This window comes from Pseudomonas sp. Tn43 (genome assembly GCF_014192635.1).
Taxonomy (GTDB): Bacteria; Pseudomonadota; Gammaproteobacteria; order Pseudomonadales; family Pseudomonadaceae; genus Aquipseudomonas.
This window is the reverse complement of the sequence record NZ_JACHYG010000002.1, coordinates 336,519-359,541: the sequence shown is the minus strand read 5'-3', so window position 1 is coordinate 359,541 and position 23,023 is coordinate 336,519. Positions and strand designations below refer to the sequence as shown.

The 23,023-nt window shown below is 53.0% G+C and carries 20 protein-coding genes and 2 pseudogenes; 9 read left to right on the top strand and 13 right to left on the bottom strand.

Annotated elements, in window-relative coordinates:
* Window positions 1-31 precede the first annotated feature (31 nt).
* Window positions 32-949 carry an AraC family transcriptional regulator gene (locus FHW68_RS05940; protein ID WP_095631322.1) on the top strand — a complete coding sequence of 306 codons (918 nt, stop codon included), beginning with the start codon at window positions 32-34 and terminating at the stop codon, window positions 947-949.
* Window positions 950-1,618: 669 nt separating this feature from the next.
* Here the strand turns inward: FHW68_RS05940 and FHW68_RS05935 are convergent.
* The 3 genes and pseudogenes from FHW68_RS05935 to FHW68_RS05925 form a co-directional block, all read right to left on the bottom strand.
* The gene (locus FHW68_RS05935; protein WP_095631323.1) at window positions 1,619-2,056 is read right to left on the bottom strand and encodes a hypothetical protein; all 438 of its coding nucleotides are present in this window, start codon (window positions 2,054-2,056) and stop codon (window positions 1,619-1,621) included.
* 103 nt (window positions 2,057-2,159) lie between these two features.
* Window positions 2,160-2,808, bottom strand: a pseudogene (locus tag FHW68_RS05930) (tyrosine-type recombinase/integrase).
* 93 nt (window positions 2,809-2,901) lie between these two features.
* Window positions 2,902-3,441 (bottom strand): hypothetical protein, encoded by a 540-nt coding sequence (locus FHW68_RS05925; RefSeq protein ID WP_183679322.1) that lies wholly within the window; start codon window positions 3,439-3,441, stop codon window positions 2,902-2,904.
* 1,103 nt (window positions 3,442-4,544) lie between these two features.
* Here FHW68_RS05925 and FHW68_RS05920 point away from each other — a divergent pair.
* Both FHW68_RS05920 and FHW68_RS27200 read left to right on the top strand, forming a co-directional pair.
* On the top strand, window positions 4,545-4,862 hold the full coding sequence (locus FHW68_RS05920; RefSeq protein WP_095631325.1) for a hypothetical protein: 318 nt from the start codon (window positions 4,545-4,547) through the stop codon (window positions 4,860-4,862).
* Between the two features lie 1,148 nt (window positions 4,863-6,010).
* Window positions 6,011-6,162 (top strand): annotated as a pseudogene (locus FHW68_RS27200) (PAAR domain-containing protein); the annotation flags it as partial.
* Window positions 6,163-7,055: 893 nt separating this feature from the next.
* Here FHW68_RS27200 and FHW68_RS05915 read toward each other — a convergent pair.
* On the bottom strand, window positions 7,056-7,673 hold the full coding sequence (locus FHW68_RS05915) for a LysE family translocator (protein ID WP_183679320.1): 618 nt from the start codon (window positions 7,671-7,673) through the stop codon (window positions 7,056-7,058).
* Window positions 7,674-7,970: 297 nt separating this feature from the next.
* Here FHW68_RS05915 and FHW68_RS05910 point away from each other — a divergent pair, with 297 nt between their 5' ends.
* Window positions 7,971-8,438: a hypothetical protein gene (locus tag FHW68_RS05910; protein WP_183679318.1), complete on the top strand. Its 468-nt coding sequence runs from the start codon at window positions 7,971-7,973 to the stop codon at window positions 8,436-8,438.
* Between the two features lie 266 nt (window positions 8,439-8,704).
* Entirely contained in the window at window positions 8,705-9,235 is a 531-nt protein-coding gene (locus FHW68_RS05905; protein ID WP_183679316.1) for a glyoxalase superfamily protein, read from the top strand.
* 329 nt (window positions 9,236-9,564) lie between these two features.
* Here the strand turns inward: FHW68_RS05905 and FHW68_RS05900 are convergent, their stop codons facing one another.
* Entirely contained in the window at window positions 9,565-10,923 is a 1,359-nt protein-coding gene (locus FHW68_RS05900) for an MATE family efflux transporter (protein ID WP_183679314.1), read from the bottom strand.
* Window positions 10,924-11,169: 246 nt separating this feature from the next.
* Between FHW68_RS05900 and FHW68_RS05895 the strand changes: the two genes are divergently transcribed.
* Entirely contained in the window at window positions 11,170-11,685 is a 516-nt protein-coding gene (locus FHW68_RS05895) for a hypothetical protein (RefSeq protein ID WP_183679312.1), read from the top strand.
* Between the two features lie 286 nt (window positions 11,686-11,971).
* On the top strand, window positions 11,972-12,433 hold the full coding sequence (locus tag FHW68_RS05890; protein WP_183679310.1) for a PRC-barrel domain-containing protein: 462 nt from the start codon (window positions 11,972-11,974) through the stop codon (window positions 12,431-12,433).
* Between the two features lie 177 nt (window positions 12,434-12,610).
* Here the strand turns inward: FHW68_RS05890 and FHW68_RS05885 are convergent, their stop codons facing one another.
* The 8 genes from FHW68_RS05885 to FHW68_RS05850 form a co-directional block, all read right to left on the bottom strand.
* A complete protein-coding gene (locus FHW68_RS05885; protein WP_183679308.1) occupies window positions 12,611-13,225 on the bottom strand; it encodes a LysE family translocator in 615 nt (204 codons plus the stop codon).
* Window positions 13,226-13,463: 238 nt separating this feature from the next.
* The gene (locus FHW68_RS05880; protein ID WP_183679306.1) at window positions 13,464-14,882 is read right to left on the bottom strand and encodes an aldehyde dehydrogenase family protein; all 1,419 of its coding nucleotides are present in this window, start codon (window positions 14,880-14,882) and stop codon (window positions 13,464-13,466) included.
* 13 nt (window positions 14,883-14,895) lie between these two features.
* A complete protein-coding gene (locus FHW68_RS05875) occupies window positions 14,896-15,936 on the bottom strand; it encodes a homoserine dehydrogenase (RefSeq protein WP_095633412.1) in 1,041 nt (346 codons plus the stop codon).
* A gap of 149 nt (window positions 15,937-16,085) precedes the next feature.
* On the bottom strand, window positions 16,086-16,523 hold the full coding sequence (locus FHW68_RS05870) for an Lrp/AsnC family transcriptional regulator (protein ID WP_183679304.1): 438 nt from the start codon (window positions 16,521-16,523) through the stop codon (window positions 16,086-16,088).
* Window positions 16,520-17,908, bottom strand: a complete 1,389-nt coding sequence (thrC, locus tag FHW68_RS05865) for a threonine synthase (RefSeq protein ID WP_183679302.1) — start codon at window positions 17,906-17,908, stop codon at window positions 16,520-16,522. Before thrC ends, FHW68_RS05870 begins: the two co-directional genes overlap by 4 nt.
* A gap of 18 nt (window positions 17,909-17,926) precedes the next feature.
* Window positions 17,927-18,817, bottom strand: coding sequence for a LysR substrate-binding domain-containing protein (locus FHW68_RS05860; protein ID WP_183679300.1), 891 nt, complete (start codon window positions 18,815-18,817; stop codon window positions 17,927-17,929).
* Window positions 18,818-18,867: 50 nt separating this feature from the next.
* A complete protein-coding gene (locus FHW68_RS05855; protein WP_095633408.1) occupies window positions 18,868-20,307 on the bottom strand; it encodes an amino acid permease in 1,440 nt (479 codons plus the stop codon).
* Between the two features lie 140 nt (window positions 20,308-20,447).
* On the bottom strand, window positions 20,448-21,716 hold the full coding sequence (locus FHW68_RS05850) for a cystathionine gamma-synthase family protein (protein WP_183679298.1): 1,269 nt from the start codon (window positions 21,714-21,716) through the stop codon (window positions 20,448-20,450).
* A gap of 291 nt (window positions 21,717-22,007) precedes the next feature.
* Here FHW68_RS05850 and FHW68_RS05845 point away from each other — a divergent pair, with 291 nt between their 5' ends.
* Both FHW68_RS05845 and FHW68_RS05840 read left to right on the top strand, forming a co-directional pair.
* On the top strand, window positions 22,008-22,553 hold the full coding sequence (locus FHW68_RS05845) for a histidine phosphatase family protein (RefSeq protein WP_095633406.1): 546 nt from the start codon (window positions 22,008-22,010) through the stop codon (window positions 22,551-22,553).
* Window positions 22,554-22,642: 89 nt separating this feature from the next.
* The gene (locus FHW68_RS05840; protein WP_095633405.1) at window positions 22,643-22,963 is read left to right on the top strand and encodes an isochorismate lyase; all 321 of its coding nucleotides are present in this window, start codon (window positions 22,643-22,645) and stop codon (window positions 22,961-22,963) included.
* Window positions 22,964-23,023 lie beyond the last annotated feature (60 nt).

The following is a 23,023-nucleotide window of genomic DNA, read 5'->3' as shown; positions in this document are numbered from 1 at the left end:
GACGCTCATGAACACGTGTGAGAGCCTTGAAATGGAACAGAGCGATGCTTTCATCCTGCAAAACACGGCCATCTACCGTGACGAACTGGTTCGCTTACTGACGCAACGCTTTACCACGCCCGGGATCTATGAGACCGCGATAGCGCCCCTGCATGTCATTCGTTTTGACGCCCCCTCGGAGCTTATCCATACGGTCCACAAGCCGGCACTTTGCCTGATCGTGCAAGGACAAAAAGAAATCGGCCTGGGTGACGACCATTATCTGTACGACCCGCTCAGTTACCTGGTGGTGTCGGTGACCCTTCCGGTTTCCGGGCGCGTGCTGATGGCCAGCCCGGAGGCGCCCTACCTGTGTATCCGTTTTGATTTCGAGGCCACGGAAATTGCTCAGGTCATCGCCGATGCGCCTCCGACAGGCGTCCCCGACGAGCCGGAGCTTGGTCTTTTCCTTGAGAAGGTCGATGTTCCCCTGCTGGAAACAGTGCTTCGGCTGGTACGGCTGCTGGAAACACCGAAAGACATCGGCATGCTGGCGCCGCTCGCTTTGCGAGAGTTGTACTATCGCCTTCTGCGAGGCGTGCACGGACGCCGGCTGTATGAGCTTGCCCTCGGTGATTCGCAAACACGGCGAGTCACGCGGGCCATCGACTGGTTGAATAACCATTACACCCAACCCTTACGCATAGAAGAACTTGCCCGGGTCGCTAATTTGGGCAGCTCTACGTTGCATCATCGCTTCAAGGCAGTGACCGCGATGAGTCCGCTGCAGTATCAGAAGCAACTTCGCTTGCAGGAAGCCCGCCGTCTGATGCTGGGTGAAGGGCTGGATGTGGCGAGTGCCTGTTATCGAGTGGGCTACGAAAGCCCATCGCAATTCAGCCGAGAGTACAGTCGCCAGTTCGGGTGTCCCCCATCTAGAGATACCAACCGAGTTCGCCGCCCTGCGTGAGAGTTTAATGGGCTGCATACGGCTGATACGGTTCTACTCGTTTCCTCAGGGCAGAGTAGCTGTTGCCTTGGAACCCAAATCCCCGAATAGCCCACTTTCATTACTGGCAGTTTTTGTCCGTAAGCTGTCACTTACGAACGACCGCTTTCGGCCCAGAGTGTGTAAAAACGCTTCGCCAAAATTGACGTGTACGCGTCTACGTTAAATCTGAAATTTATCGACACGTTAGCAGATGTGGATTTCGCGTAGAAGCGCGATCTCCAGTCCAGTTTGGATTTCCTTTCGCGCTCAAAAACGTTTTTACACACCCTCGGCCAAAAGCTGCCATTCGATATGCTTAAGAAACGTGCCTTTGCGTCATTAATTGTTCCTTGTTATTTCTTATTGAAAATTTCATACACCCATTTAGCCAACACCTCCGGTGACGTCGTTTCCTTCCTTAGACATTCTTCACCGCGGTCTTTCGCAACGATGGCCAGTTTCCCAGACTCAGAAATTTCAATATATGCTCCCCCAAACTCATCAACCTCAATCCCTAAAGGATATCTATCGTACGGGTTCCCGTGTTCAATTGCGTATCTAAAAAAAATTCGGCTAATTGTTCGAGGTTCATTGCTATACCCTCAGACTATTTTATTACCTTGATGAAACCCTCCTTCAGCAGCTTTACTAGCTCTTCAATCCACGCACTGCATTTCGACAATCCAAAATTAATTCATCCAGATAAGGGGATATTTTCACCGCTTCAACCAAATCCAGAGCCAGCTCAGCGGCTTCCCGGAGAGGCTGCCATTCATATTGATCGAAGATCCACCAATCATCGCAATGAAAAGCTGTCTCAGGCAGCGAATTACACAAGTCCCAGACCTGCTGTAGTCCAGTCCGAACTTCACTTGGCATCGCGGCTCCACAGACTGTAAGTGCCTCATTCAGAGGCAGCATCGTTTCCGACCACGCCTCACACGCCGGACAATAAGGGATTGCGTCTCGCTGCGCGTCGGCGTTCATCGCCAAGAAGGTGAGCCCCGGAATTGCCTCGCACACCGCAAGAACTCGCTTGTACTCATCCTGTCCATACCACTCCCAAAGCGTGGTGGAAAATTCCATCGTCAAATCCGCAATGACTTCAGGTGGATTCCCCACCCCCAATTCGAATCATACCCGGTGTTCGAATTGCTTTGAGCGTCCGCTTTGGGTCGGATAGCGACGATCAAGCATCGACCGTCACTATGGAGAGCCAGACCTCCGTTTGTTCCGCCATTTCCAGGGCATCATCGACCTCGATTCCCAAGTATCTGACGGTGCTTTCCAGCTTCGTATGGCCAAGCAGGAGCTGGATGGCTCTCAGGTTCTTCGTCCAACCATAGATCAGCGATGCCTTGGTTCGCCTTAGTGTGTGAGTGCCGTACATAGTTGGGTCAAGGCCAATGGCTGTCACCCAAGCTTTGACTATTCGCGCGTACTGCCTGGTGGAAAGATGGTCTGAAGCGTGCAATCGGGTCGGAAACAGGAAGTCCTCGCTGCGGAGGTGCTCCTGATGCATCCACGCCTCCAGAACCGTTCGGGTTTGCTCAGTGATTTCAAATTGCACTGGATGCTGAGTTTTTTTGCTGCATCACAATGGCCCGTGACGAGACATGCTCTCCATGGGCGATGTCTCGGACACGCAGCTTGGTTAAGTCACAGGCGCGCAATTTGCTGTCGATGGCCAAGTTGAAGAGCGCCAAATCACGTGTCTTCTCCGCGAGCTGGAGTCTGACCCGGATGGCCCAGATATCTCTGACTCGGAGCGGGGCTTTCTGCCCTACAAGCTTTCCCTTGTTCCAAGGCTGATGGTTGTATCTTGCAATGGTGTTCATGGCTCGTCCTCCACGTTGGGGGAGGACAAGGGTGGATCAGTCCCAATGAGTGGTGGTCGCTATTCGACCCAAAGCGGACAGTCGAAGGGGCAGCTAATAATGAAGTAATTCGCCCGTCACATAATCAAACCGATAGACAGACTTGTTGAAGTCAACGGCCTCGATATAGTCCGGTAATAAGCAAAATCCTTCAGAGAATATATCTGCGCCAGAGGCTTGCCAGATTATGACGCCATCCATGGACAGGCGAGTAATCTCCAGTTCGCCGTGTGAAAGGAGAGCTTGTTGCTGATTTTCATAGTGGATACCAAAGCACGTCGCGGTATCGACCCGAACGGACCAGAGAAGCCGATAGGGAAGCTCTAGTGACAAACAGGCGATGTGGTCGCCGACCGCCAAATAGAGTTTGTGGTCGAGCACGAGTGCCGAATGCTTATGGATGGCTGTGCCTCCTCCCCCAGCACCAACTACCAGGATGCTGTCCCCATTTAATTTCACACCATGGATTGAGGTGATCGACTCGTCCGTAAGGAGGACGTCGAGAGCATAGGGCTGCGCGTTGTCAGTGGAGTTAAACGAGTAAGTAGGCTCGTCAACTATTGTGATCAGCCCATATGGCGTATGCATGTTCATATGAATGCTATTTTCTGGCCCGTTTACGATCAGATTATGCCTCAGGTTTGATCTGGAAGCTCTTGAGAAGGAGCGACCGCTTTTGGCCGATAGCTGCCCGTCCCTATGGGCCGCAAATACTCAAAGCTGCCTGTCGAGTCAGGCAGAAACCGACCCCATTTGGACGATTGGGATAGAGCAACAGCCTACGTATCATGCGGGAGATTAATTACTATCTCCCCTGCGTCTTTTCACCCTGTAACAATCATTGATTGAAAACCTTTTGCCCCAGCGCCTGACATGTCCAATGACCAGGCTACGGCCGCAATGTTTTCAATGGGCGGTTTTTACACCGGCCGGCTTCACGTGGGCGTGCACCCGACCAATCAAGACCTGCCGTAAACCTTGCCGCTGTAGCGGCTGACTTTGAAGGGAGAAGGATCTATTGATTGTGACTCAGGATCGACTCAAATCTGCCGATATCTGGAAATTGGGAAACGCGTGCAGCCTGTTTGATTGGGAAAAGGGTTGATGGAATCGGAACATTACGTCCTTACATTTTTGAAGCGCTTTCGGTATTTGATATTGGCATTGATGGTCATCGCCTCATTGGTAAACGCTTTTGTGCGCTTCGCCGGGGACTGGAGTCATTTCTGGGGAGTTCTCGCAGCACACGCATGGTTCACGCAAGCGGTCTTTGCCTACCTTCGGGGAGGCTGGGTTGCCATTGGTCCAGGTGGTTTTGTCCAAAGATGCGAATCCCTTGGGGAGAGCGGCACTGGCTGCAACCGCATTTGCGTTTTACTTGCTGACATTTACCTATGAAGTGGATAACCACGTCGATTCGATTTACGAAAGAACTTCGGATTGGACGATGCCAAACCGGGAAGAGATCGGGCATAGGACCGAGTGAAATCCGGCCGATGCCGGCAAGCAAGCTGACTCAAACGAATCCCATCTGCACGCTGCTACCCGATCTAAGCGGGGCGTAGCGAGGTCCCGATGGAGTTAGCAAAAGACAACTTTCGACCCTAAGCTGCCTGTCATAACGGTCGCTGGCCTAGCGTGGATATCTTTGCCAACCTATTGCACACCATGTACCCACAAAAAATTGGAGCCCAATGATGAGGGCAGAACGCTATCGTGTTCGCTTAATGTTCGAATGGGGCGGCGGTTGCCTTTGGTGTGGAAATAATATTGCACGGGATAAATTTTCTGTAGGGCCTATTGAAGAGAGGCTACCACTCAGTGACGAAGTCAAAGCAATGCTTAACGAGCTTTCACAGTGGCATGACACCTCGCTGAACTGGGATTACCCACCTGATCCCGGCCCTTGGAATGCAGACGATTACACAAGATTTGACGAGGCTGCCGCTAAATTACTGAAATCCATCCAACAGGAATTGGGTGAAGAATTCGAGGTGGTGTACGAAAAACTTTAGCTTGTCGGTGTGAGCCTTCGACCTAATTCTGATAACGAAAGGATGCAGCTATAGATCGGCATCCCACCTTCGCGACAGGCAGAAATCGACCCTTTACGGTCATTCACTGCTGGCAAGTACCTGCCACGTTCCATGAGCGACTGGCCCTGTTGCGCGAATATAGAGTGGTCAGGGCGAGCACGCCCAACACCGGCTAGATAGACGAATGCAATCGCACTGACGACAGGGTTGGAAAGCATTACTCACCACGTGTGGGGAGAGTCCATATACGACTTGTTAGCCGCTTTAGAACCACCCGAAACCGACAAACCAGGGAATCAAAGACCTGCCTTTATGCCCTTTATATTCCGATTCACTATCAAGCTGTTTTCGACAATAAAACAAACTGATACTGCCCGGGATAAATAACAAGCTGAATAACCATTGAAACACATCTGTTGATTTCAAGGTGATCGCCACTAGCAAGTTAATTAGAGCTATACCAATAATGAATAAATTATATCTAATATGTCGACGCTTCATTGAAGCAAAGCTTTCCCAATCATAAATCAGCCAGTTGTGGGAAAAGTCGTGGCATTTAGGACACCTAAGGCTTGGCGGAAGCTTGTCTGCAATATAACCACAGCTAGGGCATCGAACTTTCATGGCGCTATCCTGACACTCTCTCATTAGGTGGACATGCCATGTCGCGTTTCTTGTCGCAGTAAGCGCGAGATCTATCGAAGGGTGACGCGACAGGGGTGACAGCCAAACCCGACTAGGTAAAGAGGGTAGCAGGACGGCATCTATTTGCCACTAGTTTATCCACCGACTGCTTTTGGCCGATTCTGTTGAAAAAGTCGGCTTCGGTTTCCACCGCAGAAAAGTACGCGCTTGAGATTGGAATCTGTGTTTTTGGCAGAAGGTAGGACTCGGATTTCACGTAGCAGCGTGCAAAAGAGGCGTTTTCACCCAACAATATTCGAGCGTTTTGGGCAAGCCGACTTTTTCAACAGAATCGGCCGAAAGCTGACGCTCAACGACGCCTGTCTAACCAGAGGCGATTCATACCTGTGTCGGATATGCCAACCGGGGCGATGCCTTGAGCCACTGTTCAACGCAACTCTGATAAAGTCGACCTTGGAAAAATCGTAGACAGGAAGTCATACATGGCAAAGCCAGCTGCACACATAACTGATCCCACCAGTTGCCCTATGCCTGGACACGGGCCCAAAGCCCTCGCGTCCGGATCTCCCGATGTTTTTTCGACGGCCTTGCAGCCGCGACGAAAGGCGACACTTGCACCTGCGGCAGCGCTTTGGATGCAAGCCGGCGAAGGAAAAATTTGCACTGGTAATATTGGCATGGAGCTTGTTAGAAACCTTCGTATTAAAACTAAACTTTTGCGACCACCTTCATCATGAAATCGCTGCTTATCATCTTATCAATCACAATTATCGCCAACCTTTATATAGGTTTTTACGAAAAAATGGAGGACGCCTATCCGGAAAAAGTATTCTTTATTAAGAAAAGCCCGACATTTCAGATAAAGTTTGAAAATATTTTCGCTTACGAATCAGATGATAAAAATTTTAGCGAGCTAAGCGAGACGGAGCGAAACTTGGTCATTAAATATTGCAAGTATCGACTTGGCGTAGATACGACATTGAAAAGTCAAAGCGAGCTTGAAAAATGCAAACAGAGGCAATCGTAAATCGCCCTTTAACTCCGTAGACACATCTGAATCGCATCGGACGTCTCTTTACCGGTTACGACGAGAAGGGGGGCGCCTGTTTTGCCGGAGAAACAATGCTAACCGATCAGCAAGCTCGAATAGCACTCAAAGAGCTAGTCGAAAAATATCTCAAAGGGTTAGCCCCTGATTATCAGCTCTTAATTGAGTTAATTGAAGATCCATCACAGCCAGTTCCTATCAGAGGAATATTGGAGGATATTCGACAATTTGGAAACTCCCGATACACGCAGCAAGAATTGGAGCACATTGACGACTGCATATACATGTTCGGTTAAGTGGGTTCGCGTTAGCACCTGATCTGATCCATTTACTAAATCGCCTCTAGTTCGTCTCGGGAAGCAAGGTGCCTTGACCCCGATGTTCACCTTGAATAAAGCGCTTCATGGGCGATCCTTGCGATGAAATCCTCGGAAATCATAGCGAGGGTTTTCGGGCTGGATAGATACTCAATCGTAGACTTACTGAACCAGCTGCCGGATCCCTAGAAACAAAATCAAACCACCGCATAATCGATCAATAGCTTTTTTCCTCCTTCGATACGCTGAAGCGATCTCAGGTTGCGAAAGAGCGATTGCGACCACTCCATACCAAGTCATCGAAACCACCACTACGACTGCCAGCATCGATAAAAACGTGCTTGGTGAAACGTGGGTGGGGGCTGCCGCTGAGAAAATAGCGGCATAGAAGGCCATGGATTTAGGGTTGCCAATGTTCGTAACGACCCCCTGAATGAATGACTGCCGAAAGTTTCCAACGACAGCATTATTACAGGGGGAAAGCGCGCTCTTCCCGGCCTTGAGCAGCAGTCGGAATCCAAACCACATCAGATAGGCTGCCCCCAGAACTTTTACGATCAGCGCCGCCCAAGGGAACGCAGCAAATACAACGCCGATACCTGCGATTGCACAGGTGGCCCAGAATAAATTGACCAATACGATGCCTGCTACCAAGGCCAAAGCTTCTGACCGCGTAGCAGCTACCGCTTTGTGGACTACTGCAACGAAATTTGGCCCTGGAATAACGACACCGGCCAGGTAAACCAAAAAGACTGTCAAAACGGCGGGACCATCGATCATGTGCATTCCTTTGCGAGTATTGTGGCCGGGGACGGTCATCATTCAGTTCAAGGCCGCCCGCGGCTTCAACGTACAACGAAATAAAAATTTGATACAGGGCTTTGAGCGTAGTTGTGTTTTTACCCACTCTGGGCCGGATTCTGCCTGTCGCCACCGTCAGCTTTGGGTCGATGGCGGTCAGTCGTGACAGGCAAAAAACGGCCAAAAGCGGACGGTTCCCGAAAAACATCATTGAAAGCATTTTGCTACTATGGGGCGCTCTTGCCCATTAGCGCGACGTAAACCTTAGGTTCTTCCATGTTCGACAGAAGCGACTTTGATCAACTCTCCAGTGAGCAACTGACTTTTTGGACAGCGCACAATCGTTGCCCCGGTCTCTATTACGTCGTTTATCCAGGAATCGCTTTTCGAAGCGAGGAATCTCAGCAGTGCATCAGGGTAACTCGTGCCCGCAAGCGGCAAGGGGAGAACGGATTAAATTTCTGGCTTTTCGCGGAATGGATGGATTGGCCGCCTGGAGGAGAAAGTTGTTTCCCAGGATACGTTTCCGACGCTCAGTTTGAGGAAATCTCTGAAGCTGTTTTCAATCAGATGGTTGCGGATCAGGCGATCGGATTGATCGCTCCGCTCCAACAACCGCTGCATGAGTCGACCGGTTTTGTAGGAGCGATATTGATGTACTCAATGAAAACGGAATTCATCGTTTCGCTGTTCGCAGAGTATGAAGATGAGTACATCCATTTCTATTGGGACACGACTTCATGAGCGGCAGCTAAGGGTCGGTTGCCGTCCTTCGCGACAGGCAAAATTCGGCCAAAAACGGACTGATGATTCGTGCCGGAGACTTGCAACCGGGAGAACTTTCGCTGGCGGGAGCCGCTGTGTATCATCAGCGCGGGCTGATGCTGCCCGCCGCTCGCTTCCGAAAGGATAGGTGAAAGCATTTCTTCTCTTCCCAAATCCTGTCGCATCTCTTGAGAGTCGAGGTTTGGCAACGCGAGCACCAAAATGCCTCGACTACAGGAGGAACGATGTTTTCAATCGAACAAGCCAAGCAGATGGCCAAGAGGCTGCGTGCCTCGCTAGAGTCGCGCAATCAAGCAGTGACTCACTCCACGGCCTTAGAAACGGTAGCGCACCAGCTGGGCTACAAGGACTGGAACACCGCGTCAGCCATGTTACCCCTGGAAGATACCCAGCCCGCGATTACATTCGACAAAGCAATCCCGATATTGCGGATGTTTGACGAAACCAAGGCGCGTGAGTTCTATCTTGATTTTCTAGGTTTTAGCGTCGAATTCGAGCACCGATTCGAAGCTGATCTACCGCTGTATTTGGGGATAACCCGAAACGGTTTACAGCTCCATCTTTCTGAACATCATGGCGATGCGAGCCCGGGATCGACGATATTTGTTCCGATGCAAAATATCGAATTGCTCCGGGACGAGTTACAGGGCAAACGCTACGGATATGGACGCCCGGATATTGTTCATCAGGGCTGGGGACAAGTTCTGGAAGTCTATGACCCATTCGGCAATCGCATCCGGTTCTGCCAAAGCTGATCCTAGTTTGCGGGCTGGGGAGACCCAGTCCGCTTTGGGTCCAGGCTGTGTGAAAACGCACCCACTGTTTTGACGTCTGCGTTGCTACGTAAAATCCGCCAGCATCTTGCTAGTCAGCAGACCTGAAATTTGCGTAGGATCGCGATTTTGGTTCCGGTTCCGACTGTCAAAGCAGATCTAAAACGTTTTCACACAGCCTGGGCCGATTTCTGCCTGTCGAGAAGCGCTGCATGCGCAATTCTCTGCCGATTACGGTTACGAAGCATGACAGTCAAATCCCATGCAACCGGTGGTCGAGTGGAGTGCAATTTCGCACTCAAACAAAAGCCCTACACCAACCGCTCAATCTTCTGATGCTGCCAGACCATTTTGTAATACAGCGTCTGCAGCATCAGCATGCCCAGATACGCCACCGGAAACGCCATCCACACACCTTGCAGCCCAAAGCGCGCATCCAGCAGATACGCCATCGGCAACTGCACCCCGACCACGCAAACGATCGATACCGCCACCGGCACCAACACCGTGCCGCTGGCGCGCATGATGCCGCCGACAATCGCCTGGAAGCCGAACACCAACAGGCTCCAGAGCATGATGTGCAACAGGTGTTCGGCAATCGCCCGGGTGGAATCATCCGTTAGAAACAGCCCCAGCAACCAGTGCGAAAGCAGGTAACCCAACACCACCAAACCGCCGGTCAGGCACACATTGATCAACAGCCCGGTGCGCAAAATCGGCCCCATGCGCTCGATGCGCCCTGCCCCAATCGCCTGCGCGCCGAGGATCGACGCGGTGATTGCAATCGATAGTGCCGGGAACTGCACGTAATTGACGATCTGCGTTACCGCCCCGTACGCCGCCGTCGCCTGGGAACCGTGCTGATTCACCAGCGCCAGAATCACCAGCTCCGACAGCGATAAAACCACCATCTGCAACCCGGTTGGCAGCCCGATGCGCAATACCTTGCCGAGGATGTCCATGTCCAGCCGCATCGAGGCAAACATCTCCCGATCCGGCGCCAACGGATGCCCCTCGCGAATCAACCGCCACGCCAGCCACCCCATCGCCGCCAGGTTACCCGCCAACCCCGCCCATGCCGCACTCTGAATTCCCATCGGCGGCAAACCCAACCACCCGAGAATCAAGGCCGGCGTCAGCGCCAGCCCGACACACGTCGACACCACCAGCGCCAACAATGGCGACACCGTATCGCTCACCCCTCGCAGCAACTGCGTGAACAACACAAACACCAACAGCGACGGCAAGATCCACATCATCACATGCGCATACGCCACCGCATCGTCCAGCACATCCACCGGCGTGCCCAAACCCTGCAACGCCGGCCGGGCAAACACACTGCCCAACACCGCCGCCACCAACCCGATCATCGCCCCCAACAGCAACGTCGAACCGGCGATGGCCTTCACCAAATGCAACTCCCGAGCGCCCCAGGCTTGCCCGATCAACACCCCTGCACCAGCGCCGAGGCCAATGACCAAGGCGATGAAGAAGAACACCACGGGAAACATGCCCGATACCGCCGCGAGAGCCTGGGTGCCGAGCAATTGGCCGATGTAGATGCTGTTGATGGTGCCCGACATGGATTGGAGGAAATTGGAGAGGACCATGGGGGCGAGAAACAGGAGATAGGTTTGCCAGAGGGGGTGTTGGGTGGTGGGGGTTCGCATTGAGGTTCCGTCTCGGGTGGGGGCTGCGTTGGGAAATTCTACGCTACGGAACCGGGAACAATGCGCTTCTATTTTGCAGACTGGGGAGCGTGAGTGATGGGAGTGTCAGATTTTCTGTGCGGGCATGAAGCGGCCATCCTTCCCCTCTTCCCAGGTAGAGAGCACAGCCTGGACAAAGCGGCTACCTACCATACACTTGGCAAATAAGCGCCTTTTTTCCCCGGCTGGATAACCCAGGTCAGGCCTATGAACCCTCGCTATCATGAAATACACCGGGCCGAGATCAAAAGACAGTTGTATCGCCACGCCGATCAACAGTGGGACGCTCTCTTTAGTCTATTCATCGCAAGCATTATCTTTGCTGGCTTTGGAGTTAAGCTCTGCTTTGCGCTTATATCAGGCAGCTGGATTATAGGGTTCGTGTTCTTTTCCTTGAGTGCACTTTTTTTCGCCTTCTATCGGTGGACGCTTCGTATGCTGAGCAAGCGAGGAACAGACAGCGGATGGCTTAATACACCTGATCAACTAATCTGTGTAGCACTTATAGGTCTGGCTATATTCTTATCTGACTCCAACATAATAGTATTGTTTTTTTTCTTTCTTTGCGCAGGTGCATACGGCAATTGGCGCCTAAGGAAGAACCTGCGAATTCATATGATGCGCTACTATTTTCGCGAAGCGCGCGAGTATATTCGAGAAGTAGAACGTTACAGCCCTCACCCTAAACGCCCGACCCTGTTGAAAGCGCCACCAGAGGAATAGGTACTTTGGGTCGCAAGCTACTTTTCCTGGTTAGCTGAAACAGCCGATTGCGTGCCATATCTACGATATAAAACCAAGCTAACACCCATAATAAAAAAACAAAGCATTACAGATAGATAGCGCACTCATTAAAAGCGGATTAACTTTTTTACGCCCCACTTACCATTCGTCGTCATGCGCAAAAAAAATTCAAATTTTTCGAAAACGGGCGACTCCTACTCATACAGCGATCAAGACGACCGGGTACATTTTCTGATTGATTGACGATTGCTGATAGGAGATAGTCATGAACTACGAAGATCGCGACACCTATGGCATGTACAAAACCAACCTCATACGAGATACCGACTCAGACGAACAGGGTCCTGGCCCCGATCTGATGGGGGCAGACACACTCATCGGAAATGATGTTTATAACCATAATGAAGAAGACCTCGGGGATATCAAGGAAATCATGCTGGACGTTCGCAACGGAAGAGTAAGTTATGCTGTTCTATCTTTCGGTGGCTTTCTTGGCATGGGAGAAAAACTGTTTGCGGTACCCTGGAATGCATTGACACTCGACACCGTCAATAAGCGTTTCGTATTAAACGTAGAGAAAGAACGTTTGGAAAACGCACCAGGTTTCGACAAGGACAACTGGCCTAATATGGCCGACGAATCCTGGGCAACAGAAATCCATTCGTTTTATGGAACTAAACCCTTCGATTACGATACTGTTCAGAGACAACGTATCGACCAAAGCTAACTGTCTCTATCCGAAACGAAAATAATGCGCGCCGAGCAATAGGTTTCTTGGGAGTACCAAACCTGAGGCGCGCATTGCGGTGGAAACAGGTTTGTCGACAGCAACAGGGGTATGTCAGCAAATGGAGAAGCGCGATTTCCAGTCTGGTTTTGAGGGCCTGTCGCGCTCGGACAAGTTCTAAACCAGTTGGCGGATCCCCAGAAACAAAATCAAACCACCGCACAGTCGATCGATTGCTTTTTTCCGGCCTTGATACGCGCAAGCAATCTTAGGTTGCGATAGAGCGATTGCAACCATTCCATACCAAGTCATTGAAACCACCACTACAACTGCCAGCATCGACGAAAACGTGCCTAGCGAAACCTGGGCGGGAGCTGCGGCTGAAAAAACAGCGGCATAGAAGGCCATGGACTTGGGGTTTCCAATGTTGGTAATGACGCCCTGAAGAAAAGACTGCCTGCAACTACCGGCGACGGCATCATTTAGTGGCCTAAGCGTATTCTTTCCCGCATTGATCAACAGTCGGAATCCGAACCATATCAGGTAGACAGCCCCTAGAACCTTTACAGCAAGCGCAGCCCAAGGGAACGCAGCAAATACAACCCCCAAACCTGCAATTGCACAGGTGGACCAGAACAAGTTGACCAGTACGATACCTGCTACCAAGGCCAGAGCTTCTGACCGTGTAGCAGCCACCGCTTTATGGACCACTGCAACGAAATTTGGTCCAGGGATAACGACACCGGCCAGGTACACCAAAAAAACTGTCAAAACAGCGGAACCATCGATCATGTGCTTCCTCGCGAGTCCTGTGGACAGGACCATCCCTTAGTATTGCTGATCGCCATTGGGCGCTGAGTGCCCGGCTCATTCTCGATGATGAGTATGCGGGCTGTCGAGCGACCGATTCCGACCGATTCTGTTGAAAACGTCGGTCTGCCCAAACTGCCTGATCATTGACTGTACCGCACTGCCACCAATAATGAGCGGGGCGGCCGACCGTGCATCGGCCGCCCATCCCCTTAAGCGCTCAACCCATTTCGTTGATGCAAACCACTTTGGGTTGCGTCATGTCCTCATAAGCAAACCGAACACCTTCTCGCCCCAGACTTCCGTACTTGAAGCCACCGAAAGGCATGGCATCAAAACGATAATCGGAAGAATCATTGATCATCACGCCACCGGCTTCAATTTGGCGCGAGAGTTTAAGGGCCTTGGAAAGATCACGGGTAAAGACGCCCGCGTGCAAGCTGTATTCCGGCGCGTTGGCCAGGGCAACGGCGTCATCCAGGTGGTCAAAAGGCTCCAGAATGACCACCGGCGCGAAGACTTCCTGCTGCCAAATCCGACTGTCATGGCTTACACGCTCCAGCACGGTCGGCGCATAGCTTCCCGCTTGGCGGTGGTGCCCGCACAGAAGAACAGCACCTTCGGCCAGCGCTTCATTCACCCATTGTTCGGTGCGACGAGCCGCCTGCTCCGTAATCATCGGGCCGACATCCGTTGCTCGCTGATCAGGATCGCCAAGTATCAATGCACGGGCCAGGCTGACAAAGCGCTCACGGAAAGCCGCGTAGATTGAACGGTGTACGAGGATGCGCTGGGTGCCGATGCAGTTCTGTCCTGCTGCCCAGAAGGCACCCGATACACAAGACTCTACGGTCGGTTCGAGATCACAGTCTTCGAGCACGAGAACCGGTGCATTCCCCCCCAGATCCATCGCCAGCTTCTTCAAGCCTGCACTGCGAGCAATGGACTCTCCAGTGGCAAAACCACCCGTGAAGGAAATCATCCGCACTTCGCGCAGTTCCACCAATGCTTTACCCAGGTCGACGCCTCCGGTCGCCGGGGTTACCACGGACGAAGGCAGGCCCGCTTCCACCAGGCATTCAACCAGCTTGAGAGCCGACAACGGTGCGAGCTCTGAAGGCTTGAGAATCACAGCATTGCCACCGGCGATGGCCGGGCCCAATTTATGGGCGACCAGGTTCAGCGGATCGTTGTAGGGGGTGATCGCGACGATAAGCCCCAATGGTTCGCGGGTGAACCAACCCTGGCGCGATTCGGAGCCTTCATAGGCCTCGAATGGAATCACCTCCCCGGCGTTACGACGAGCCTCTTCCGCCGATAGCTTCAACGTGTTCACGCAACGCTTCACTTCCTTCTCTGCTTGTCGCAACGTCTTTCCCGCCTCTGCAACAATGAGCCGGGCAAATGCTTCAGCCTCAAGCTCTACACGACGGGCTGCTTCCTCAAGGATGCGGGCACGCTGGTGACGAGGCATCGCTGCACTCTCACGCACGCCAATTCGCGCACGCTCCAGCAAGCCAGGAACAGCGGTTGCATCGAGGCAAGGTACGCTTCCCACCAGGCGACCATCGAATGGACTGAACACATCAATCTGTTTGGCATCAACGAGCTGGATGCTGGCCATGCTGGATACGCTCATGACGATTTTCCTCTCACTTGCCGTGGCTGGTATGGATGGCGATGATGTCTGACAGCAACGCAAAGGCAGTCTCGAGACGCCCTGCCCCAGGCCCGGACACCGTGACAGCCCCCAACAGTTCGGTGTTGAACGACACCGCGTTCGTGGCGCCGGAAATTCCTGCAAGAGGATGGGAATTCGGCAACAGCCTGGCTTGCACACTCGCTCGAACCGAGCCATCGACCTCGCGATTTGCAGAACCGATCAGCTTCCAACTTGCACCGTTGGCAGTTGCTTGAGCGATGTCTTCCGAGCTGATGCTGCTAATCCCTGAGCAAGCCACATCGCTGACGCTCAATCGAGCATTGAGCAGTTCGTTGGCCAGGATCACTACCTTGAGACGGACGTCAAAACCCTCCACATCAGCAGTGGGGTCGGCCTCGGCATAGCCGAGCTGTTGAGCCTCGGTGACTGCGTCGTTGAACGTCAGGCCGTCCTTCATGCGGGTCAGCACGTAATTGGAAGTCCCGTTCAGAATGCCTTCAAAGCCTTGAACCTCTGCACCCGCCAGCGCCTGTCGTGCCAGGCGAATCACAGGCGTACCGCTCATAACCGAACCTTCGTACTCGAAGGCAACACCATGACGACGGGCCAAATTCTTGAGCTCGGCGCCGTGCAGCGCGATTGGCCCCTTGTTGGTGGTCACAACATGGATGCCGCTTTCCAGTGCCCAGCGGCAGAACGTAGTAGCGGGCTCACCATCGACAGGGTTGGTGAAGGTGGCTTCCGCAATCATGTGCGCGCCAGAATGCTTGATCACGGTTTCGTTGAAGGCCTCGGCATTGCCGCCAGGCAGCTGAGCGAATACACCTTTTTCAACGGGCAGCGCGACCAACTGCTTTGCATCCAGACCTTCTTTAGCAACGATGGAGCCGAGGAACAGATCGGTGACACCGACAATTTTGATCGTAAAGCCCAGGGACTCTTTCCACTGGGCATTAGAATCGGCAACCAATTGGGCGAAGCCACGGTTCACGCCACCAAATCCTACCAAGGCAATTTTGTACTCAGTCATAAAGCTGTTCCTTTATTGATGTTGTTTGATAGGAACATCCTAAGAGTCGAACGCTGGCAGTTGAATATGGCGGAGTGCTGTATTAATTGGCCGTTTTGCCCATACAGCAAGACAAGGTGTGTGCAGCCAGGCAGAACACTTTTTTGTGCTCAAAACACGGCAGAAAGGACAAATGAAGTGACGGTGTTTTCCACCCCGGGCATCGCAGAGATTTCCTTCCAAACGATATGAACGCGTTCGGGAGAGGCAGCATTGACTCGAAGCATCAGATCGAATTCACCACTCAATACTTCACACTGAACCACCTCGGGGAGCGAGCGCAGCGCGGCAAGTACTACTTCGCCACGCATGCGGTCGTAGCGGTACACAAAGATGACTGCACTGATCAGCGAAGAAGGTCGCCGGGAATCACCCAGTCGTACCGTATAGCCCTGGATGGCGCCGTCTCGCTCAAGACGCTCAATGCGCTGGCGCACAGCGTTGCGAGACAAGTTGACCTTGGCGCCCAGCTCAGCATGGGCGATTCGAGCATTCGCGGTGAGTTCGGCAAGTATGCGCTCGTCCAGCGGATCCAGAATGCGCTTCATACATGCCTCTGCTGCGCCGACAAGAGGGCGTGGCAAAGACCGTCCAGATCGCCTTTGGCCAAGTACGGTGGCTGAGCAAAAATGTCAGGCGTCGTTGGCACCTCTCCCCGCCAGACACCCAACTCGGACAATAGGGCCGCAGACCTGACCGGAGCAATTTGCCCAAAGGTCACCATCGGAGCCCCCAGGCTGCGTCGATGAATTCGGCCAGCCAGGACGCCCACAGCGGTATGTGGATCGATTGCAGACCCGGTCTCTCGGAACAACTTGACGACTTCGTCGCGAACCTGTGATTCGTCGACTGCATAGGAATCGAACAGCACCCGGGCTCGCAGCCATTGCTGGTTGCCAATGCTTAACTCGCCGCAGTCTTCAAAGTGCTCCATGAGCGCCTTTACTGAATGCCCATCGTGCCCATACAGCTCCCAAATGAACCGCTCCAAGTTGGAGAACAGGGAGAAATCCATCGCAGGAGACAACGTTCGGTTGCTGACTCGGGTTGAGTAGCGATTGCGATGAATAAACTGGTGAAGTGCATCATTACTGTTAGTAGAAATGATCACCTGGTTGATGGGTAATCCCATCTTCTGAGCCATGTAGCCGGCGCAAATCTCGGCAGAGCTGGCTGCTGGAACGCTGAAACCTACAGGACGTGTCCCGCCCCCCAGTTGCAAGGCCGCGTGGAAATAAAAAACGATTTGTGCGAGGACGCCGATCCAGTTGGTGGAGTTGAAACTGATCGGTATTACCCCCTCTAACGGCCAGTCACGCAAGAGTCGAGAGACCAACGTCTGGCAGTCGTCGAAATTACCGTCTACCGGAAAAAGTTGAACCCGTTCAGGGTCTGCCGCCTGCAGGGTAGAAAGTTGCTCAGCCGCTACCCCATTGCGCGGGTACAGTATCGCCATGCGAATGCCCGGGCAGTTGGAAAACCCCTCAAGCGCAGCCAGCCCGGTATCGCCATTGGTCGCACCGATGATCAGCGCCTCTGCACCGACCTCACCCAGGAAATGCTCCACCAAGCGAGATTGCAGTTGCGCAGCGAAATCTTTGGAAGAATGAGTCGGTCCATGAAACAGCTGGAGTATCCATTCGTTATGGCCAATCTGCTCAAGCGGCGTAATAGCGCGGTGATTGAAGTTTCGATAGCTGTCGCTCAGCAAGGCACGCAAGGTGCTTTCGTCCATGGAAGAGCCAACGAAGGGTGAGACGACCCGCCAGACCAGCTCATCGAATGGTAACCACGACCAGCTGGTTATCTGCTTCTCGGTAAAAACAGGCAAACTTGCCGGGACATAGAGACCACCATCTTCGGCAAGCCCCGACAGAACCACACTGCGAAAATCCGCCCGCACGTCACCGCCGCGTGTGCTTACGTAATGCATGATGACTCCAGATCAGAATTACAAAACGCGGTGAGCTTGCGCCACCAACCAAGTAGAAAAAGTCGCGGCATCAGGCGAGAGCTGCTCGGCCTGCTCACGCACCAGATAAAAAGACTCGCTGGCTTCGATTCGATGACTGAATGGCGCAATCAGGTGCCCACTCTTCAGCAAATCTTCCACGACGGAAGACCGCGCCAAGGCAACGCCCTGACCCAGTTCTGCCATGCGAATGGTGGAAATCAGTGTGTCGAACTGAAGGCCACGGGAATAATCGACATCGTCTGCTCCAACCCGCTTCAACCAGTAGCCCCAACCTTCCTCGTACCCCAATACATGCAGCAAAGAATGGTTCATCAAGTCGCCAGGTTCACGTATCGGTGAGCGGGTCATAAGTTCAGGCGAGCAAACGGGCTGGAGGATGTCCCAGGTTAATCGCTGAGCGTGCAATCCCGACCACTCACCACATCCCCAGCGAATTTCCAGGTCATCCTCTCCGTCCGGTTCCTTCACCCAAATGTTGCTGATATATCGGATGTCGATGTGTGGATACTCCCGGCAAAAATCTGTGAGCCGAGGGGCCAACCAATAGTGAAGGAATGAAAGGCTGCCACGCACCTTCACATGCCTTCGGTTACGCTGGCCAAAGATCTCGTTGGTGCCCACTGCAAGACGGCTGATTGCGTCTTGTACTACCGGCAGATACGACTGCCCTTCTTCAGTCAAGCCAAGCCCTCGTGGCAGGCGCTTGAACAGCGCCACCCCAAGATGCCCCTCCAACTGACGGATCTGTTGACTGACTGCACCTTGAGTCAGGTGCAGTTCCAGTGCTGCATGGGTGAAGTTCAAGTACCGCGCCGATGCTTCGAATGCCCTCAGCCAATTCAAGGGCGGTAGTGATTTTTGACTCATCGGCGCAACCTCATTGGAACTTATCTGTGCTCAATGATCGCCTGAGCTACTTACGCTGCACCAGCGGAATGATGTGCAGTCGCTGCTAATGCCAACCGCTCTTCCCGCTTCTTGCGAGTGATCCAATAAACGAAGTAACACCACGCGATAAACGGAAGACCGAAGTAAAGCGCTACTCGCTGCTCAGGATCAAAAGCAATGCCGATGCAGGCCAGCAAACAGCACAACAGAGCACCAATAGGAACCCAAGGGTAGCCGCGCACACGGAAATGCAGATCTTCTACTCGTCCACCATTGGCGACGTATTGGCGGCGGAAGGCTATCTGACTCGCAGCAATGCTCATCCAGACGATCACAACCGCAAGACCCGAAATCGACACCAGAGCCAGGTAAACCGTATCGGGGGCAAACACGCTGCTGAGCAGCGACGCCACCGCACCCGCCATACTCAACACGATTGCATTAACCGGCGTACCCTGGCGCGAAAGCCTGGCGTAACGCTTAGGCATATGCCCTTGATCACTCAATGTCCACAGCATGCGCGAAGCCGCATACAGCCCCGAGTTAGCGGCGGATATCAGGGCGGTGAGAATGACGAAGTTCATAATGTCGGCTGAATATGGGATGCCAATCAGCTCGAACACCATCACAAACGGACTTTCTATCAATCCCGCCTGCTCGCGGGGCAGCAAGGTTGCAAGTACGAAAATCGTGCCCACGAAGAACAGCGCCAGACGTACTACTGTGGTGCGGATCGCCTTGGGGACGCTGGTCTGAGGATCTTGCGCTTCACCTGCCGCAATCCCGATAAGCTCAGTTCCGGAAAAAGCAAAAGAGACCGCTAGAAGTGTCATTGCAATGGGCAGGAAGCCTGTCGGGAAAAGTCCCTCACGGGTAAAGTTCGAGAGCCCGGCACCTTGTAAATGCTGGACCTGGAAAAGACCGCAAATAGCCCCGCCACCAATGACGATAAACGTGATAACCGTCAGAACTTTAATGAGCGAAAGCCAGAATTCAGTCTCCGCAAATAAACGAACCGATACAACGTTACTTATAAAGACTGCAATGGCAAAAAACGCGCTCCAGATCCAGACCGGTGTATCCGGGAACCACCGAACCATCAGGATGCCCGCCGCCGTGAATTCAGAGCCAATAGCGACCGCCCAAGTGAGCCAATACAGCCAGGCCACCGTATAGCCCGTACCTGGGCCCAAGTATCGAGTTGCGTAACTACTGAAAGATCCGGTTTCTGGCATCTGCACCGCTAATTCACCGAGACAGACCATTACCAGATACACCATCACCGCACCGATGATGTAGGCAATCACTGCGCCGAGGGGCCCAGCCTGATTAACGGTGTAGCCGGAGGTAAGGAATAATCCCGTACCGATTACACCGCCCAACGCCAACATGACGATGTGGCGGGTTTGCATTTCTTTCTTGAAATTCAAGGCTGGGTCGGACTGTTCATTTTTTGTCGGGATAGTCATCGCTATGTTCTCATGAAATGTACGGACAAATATTTCTTGTAACCGACTATTAGGCAGCACAATTTAATTGTCGCTAGTTGTTATTGTTTTAAACCATTCATGAAGGACGATCCGATCATAAATCGGAAGTCTTACCGAGTTCAGGTTTCCACCTCGGTGAAACGCTCGGTTTTGTCAGTGTGGAGAATTACATCACGTTGTTTACTGTGAACTAACGCAAATGCTTGTTTAAGGTCCGCCAACAAGTCTTCCGTGTCTTCAATACCTACGGAGACCCTCACCAAGCCCTCGGAAATCCCAAGGGCCTCACGTTCCTCCAGGGTGTTTTCCACGTGGCTGGTTGTCCGTGCCGGCCCGTAGATGGTTTCAACCGCGCCCAGGTTGCCCGCACGATGTGCATAGTTGAGCAGCGGTAACAAACGAGTCACTGTGTCCATGCCTCCTTTCAACACGAAGCTGACGATGGCTCCGAATCCGCGCATTTGCGAACGGGCAATGACATGACCTTGATGGTGAGGAAGTCCCGGATAATTCACAGATTCCACCAAGGGCTCGGTGCATAGGTATTCGGCCAGTACTTGTGCACTCGCCTGTTGCTGGCGAAGACGCAAAGCCAGCGTCTTGATGCCGCGGATGATGAGATAAGCCGAAAACGGATCCAGCGAGGCTCCATTGATTTCGCGGTAATGGCGAACGTGTGACATGAGATGCTCGGCACCACAGACCACACCGCCAAGCACATCGCCATGACCGGAGAGGAACTTGGTAGCACTGTGCACTACCACATCAACCCCGAGAGCAAGGGGATTCTGATTCAAAGGCGTCGCGAACGTATTGTCTGCTATGACCAAAGCCCCAACGCGCTTCGCCGTCGCCACGAGACGTCGGATATCCAGGACCTTGAGTGTCGGATTCGTTGGGGTTTCCAGATAGAGGACATTGCAGCCTTGAGCGATCTCATGCTCGATAGCTTCTATATCGAGGGTATCGCAAAGCGTGACCTCGACGCCCATTCGGGGAAGAAACTCTTCGAAGATCTTGTTGGTGCCACCGTAGCTGTCGCGGGTAGAAACCACACGCTGACCACAGGCCAGGAAGGTATGCAGCACACCACTGATGGCCGCCATCCCGGTACTGAAAGCGACAGCCGATTCTGCGCTTTCCAGCTCGCAAAGTTTGTCTTCCAGGACAGTGACCGTGGGGTTACTCATGCGGCTGTAAATGAAACCAGGCTCTTTACCCAATGCCACGTCATACCATTCATCAATGTCACGGTATCCGTAGGCGGCGCTGACGACGATGGGAGTCTGGGTGGCGTTGTAGGGATGTTGAACTTGCTCCCCGCCCCAAACCACGCGCGTCCCCAAACCAGCATTCCGGCTCTGACCCGGTGTTATCTTGTCATCCATAAATTTATCTCGCATCGATGAAACACAGAGGTGTTCCGATTGGGCTTGCGAGGACTATAGGGAAGGCTTGAGCGTGTGAAAAATCATGTTATCTGGGGCTAAGGGGTGCTTTTTTTAATGGATGAACGAAATGAAAGGGGCCTGATGACACCACTGTGTACAACGGTTACTGGCCCTTAACCTTGCAGGATGGGAGTATTCGCCGGTCGCTGGCTGCTATTGCTGCCGGTCCACATCACCGCACACCATGACAAGGACGTAAACATTACTGTGAGCAGAAAAATAATCCTGATGCGTCACGGCCAGCCAACGTTGGTCGCAACCGACAAAATATCAGCGCTCGATATGAAGGAGTGGATCGAACACTACAACCGGTCCGAAATCACCCGCCAGCCCGTCCCGGATGCCAGCATGCAGCTCGCCGCAACCGCCACGGTGATTGTTTCAAGCAATGCGCCTCGCGCGTTGACTTCCGTCCAGGCTCTTGGCCTGAAACCCGCCCTCGTCGACGCACTTTTCGGTGAAGCGCAACTGCCTTATGGTCGCTGGAAGCTGCCACGGCTATCGCCGTTTACCTGGGCATTTATCCTTCGAGTTTTATGGTTGTGCGGTTACTCACGCAACGTCGAATCCGTCGCCACTGCCAGGATGCGCGCCAGCACGGCAGCTCAACGACTTCAGTCCCTTGCTGCCAGCGAAGGACCGGTTCTATTGCTCGGTCATGGCTTCATGAATCGAATGATCGCCAAACAACTGGTGGCAGATGGATGGACCCGGCAAAAACGTAACGGCAGCCAGTATTGGAGTGCGACCGTGTATCAATATGGCGGTGTTTGAGAGTTACTTCACAACTGCTACGCGTCGCGGTAATCACCAATATCCCTTCCGAAGTCCCCCGATCTTTTTCAGCCAATGGAGTCATTTACATGGAAGTCATCAATCCATTACAACCCGCAGAGTGTGAAGGCATGGAGGACATCCGACGGGAAATCGATGCCCTTGATCACGCCGTTATCAAGCTGTTGGGCAAGCGTTTTCAGTACGTACTGGCGGCCTCGAAGTTCAAGACCTCGGCAACTTCAGTGCGTGCGCCGGAGCGTTTCAAGGCGATGCTGGCGATACGTCGCGAGTGGGCCGAGGCCGAAGGCTTGAGCCCGGATGCCATCGAGAAGATGTACAGCGACCTGGTGAACCATTTCATTGCCGAAGAGATGAAACACTGGGCGGCTCGTCAAACCGAAAACTGATTCACTGCATAACAACCCAGTCGTTGTGGAAACCGGACGTCTTAACAAGCGTCCGTTTTT

What these genes read in the sequence shown, in the direction of transcription:
- FHW68_RS05940 (WP_095631322.1), top strand. Translation starts at nt 32, where the DNA reads ATGGAACAGAGCGATGCTTTCATCCTGCAAAACACGGCCATCTACCGT.
- FHW68_RS05935 (WP_095631323.1), bottom strand. Translation starts at nt 2,056, where the DNA reads ATGGAATTTTCCACCACGCTTTGGGAGTGGTATGGACAGGATGAGTAC.
- FHW68_RS05925 (WP_183679322.1), bottom strand. Translation starts at nt 3,441, where the DNA reads ATGAACATGCATACGCCATATGGGCTGATCACAATAGTTGACGAGCCT.
- FHW68_RS05920 (WP_095631325.1), top strand. Translation starts at nt 4,545, where the DNA reads ATGAGGGCAGAACGCTATCGTGTTCGCTTAATGTTCGAATGGGGCGGC.
- FHW68_RS05915 (WP_183679320.1), bottom strand. Translation starts at nt 7,673, where the DNA reads ATGATCGATGGTCCCGCCGTTTTGACAGTCTTTTTGGTTTACCTGGCC.
- FHW68_RS05910 (WP_183679318.1), top strand. Translation starts at nt 7,971, where the DNA reads ATGTTCGACAGAAGCGACTTTGATCAACTCTCCAGTGAGCAACTGACT.
- FHW68_RS05905 (WP_183679316.1), top strand. Translation starts at nt 8,705, where the DNA reads ATGTTTTCAATCGAACAAGCCAAGCAGATGGCCAAGAGGCTGCGTGCC.
- FHW68_RS05900 (WP_183679314.1), bottom strand. Translation starts at nt 10,923, where the DNA reads ATGCGAACCCCCACCACCCAACACCCCCTCTGGCAAACCTATCTCCTG.
- FHW68_RS05895 (WP_183679312.1), top strand. Translation starts at nt 11,170, where the DNA reads ATGAACCCTCGCTATCATGAAATACACCGGGCCGAGATCAAAAGACAG.
- FHW68_RS05890 (WP_183679310.1), top strand. Translation starts at nt 11,972, where the DNA reads ATGAACTACGAAGATCGCGACACCTATGGCATGTACAAAACCAACCTC.
- FHW68_RS05885 (WP_183679308.1), bottom strand. Translation starts at nt 13,225, where the DNA reads ATGATCGATGGTTCCGCTGTTTTGACAGTTTTTTTGGTGTACCTGGCC.
- FHW68_RS05880 (WP_183679306.1), bottom strand. Translation starts at nt 14,882, where the DNA reads ATGAGCGTATCCAGCATGGCCAGCATCCAGCTCGTTGATGCCAAACAG.
- FHW68_RS05875 (WP_095633412.1), bottom strand. Translation starts at nt 15,936, where the DNA reads ATGACTGAGTACAAAATTGCCTTGGTAGGATTTGGTGGCGTGAACCGT.
- FHW68_RS05870 (WP_183679304.1), bottom strand. Translation starts at nt 16,523, where the DNA reads ATGAAGCGCATTCTGGATCCGCTGGACGAGCGCATACTTGCCGAACTC.
- thrC (WP_183679302.1), bottom strand. Translation starts at nt 17,908, where the DNA reads ATGCATTACGTAAGCACACGCGGCGGTGACGTGCGGGCGGATTTTCGC.
- FHW68_RS05860 (WP_183679300.1), bottom strand. Translation starts at nt 18,817, where the DNA reads ATGAGTCAAAAATCACTACCGCCCTTGAATTGGCTGAGGGCATTCGAA.
- FHW68_RS05855 (WP_095633408.1), bottom strand. Translation starts at nt 20,307, where the DNA reads ATGACTATCCCGACAAAAAATGAACAGTCCGACCCAGCCTTGAATTTC.
- FHW68_RS05850 (WP_183679298.1), bottom strand. Translation starts at nt 21,716, where the DNA reads ATGGATGACAAGATAACACCGGGTCAGAGCCGGAATGCTGGTTTGGGG.
- FHW68_RS05845 (WP_095633406.1), top strand. Translation starts at nt 22,008, where the DNA reads ATGCGTCACGGCCAGCCAACGTTGGTCGCAACCGACAAAATATCAGCG.
- FHW68_RS05840 (WP_095633405.1), top strand. Translation starts at nt 22,643, where the DNA reads ATGGAAGTCATCAATCCATTACAACCCGCAGAGTGTGAAGGCATGGAG.